Raw genomic sequence first — 1,273 nt, forward strand, 5'->3', positions numbered from 1 at the left:
TCTCTTCTTCCGTTACGTCATTTCTTCGGCTAACATTTAAAATATCTCCTTCTTTTAATTGTTCGAGTATATTCTCGGCTAGTCTTTTCGTATAGGTTCGTTTCTTGGCGACAAAATCTAACTCTTCACTAAAGGGTTTTCGACAATTATCGCACTTAAATTGACGACGATTAACCTGTAGGTACACTGGTTGACCTGAGATTGGTAAATCTTTGACTAAATGTCGATGATTTTGGTGGAGTTTATCGCTCTCTAACCCACAACGAGGACAGATTGCTTTTTGATTTTTCGATTCGATTTGGCAAACTATACCGATATTTTCTAGGTGTAGATAGCCTTGAATAGACGTTCCTTTTAGGTTCAAAAATTTGTCAAGTATCATAAGTAAAATACTCTGGTTTTTGGCTATTATATCAAATCTTAACTCGATTGTCTATCTTTTGATATTAACTTGTTTGTGCCGTAAGTGTCTCCCTGTATAGATTTCAGCTACTTTTAGGCGTAGGTACTCTCATCGAATTTTATTTTAAGTTAATTATTTGCATAACAATTCCCGAAGAGCCTTTTCTTCTTCCGTGAATTCTAGGTTAATCATGTTTTTAATGAGTGCTTTGCGGCTCTTCGTTACTTGTTATGGTTCGATAGGGGGGCATAGATCGACTAAATCCTTATCTGGCAAGAGACTTAATTGATTAGTTCGCTCTAGATAAAAAACAATTGACAAAAATCGCTAAATGACTTTCTATATAAGGGTTCCATCCCTTATAACCCCCGTCCATTGCATAACACAAACTGAAGAGCCTGCTTTGCTTCTAATTATGACTCTTAAACTATATTAAGTACCTAGGCAAAATTAATTACACATATCTAACCCCGCTCTTGCCTCTTGCCTATCTTCACTAGGAAATTAATTTTGCACGACTACTTATTGTCCTTGAGTAAAAAATGCAAGTTGTAGCCGTGCAAAGTATATCAAGAAATAGGTAACGAATATCACCGCAGTGAGACTCATATTAGAGAGGAAGGAGCTAAGTTATGGAAGCTTTTATCGGATGCTTTTGGGGAAGAAATAAGAAAATCTAATTTTCGTTCTACCATAGAAAGAATGAATATTAAATCATCAAAAATTGTTGAAATAAATCAAAATTTTAATCTCTTCGGGTCTAATTCCCCGCCGCTCGCGGCGTACAATAGAAAAATGAGTGAATACATCCATAAGAGCCATAATGTAAGTGTTTTGCTATATCATTTAGTGTTCCCAGCCAAATATCGT

At 35.7% G+C, this 1,273-nt stretch carries 1 protein-coding gene and 2 pseudogenes; 2 read left to right on the plus strand and 1 reads right to left on the minus strand.

Annotated elements, in window-relative coordinates; all coding sequences use genetic code 11:
- The coding region (locus IQ224_RS23595) for a transposase family protein (RefSeq protein WP_194033130.1) at positions 1–382 on the minus strand (382 nt) is incomplete at its 3' end.
- A 588-nt stretch (positions 383–970) separates the two neighbouring features.
- Here IQ224_RS23595 and IQ224_RS24475 point away from each other — a divergent pair.
- Positions 971–1,153 (plus strand): annotated as a pseudogene (locus tag IQ224_RS24475) (ATPase); the annotation flags it as partial.
- Between the two features lie 45 nt (positions 1,154–1,198).
- Positions 1,199–1,273, plus strand: a pseudogene (locus IQ224_RS23600) (IS200/IS605 family transposase); the annotation flags it as partial.

It is taken from the genome of Microcystis sp. LEGE 00066 (assembly GCF_015207925.1).
Classification (GTDB): domain Bacteria; phylum Cyanobacteriota; class Cyanobacteriia; order Cyanobacteriales; family Microcystaceae; genus Microcystis; species Microcystis ichthyoblabe_A.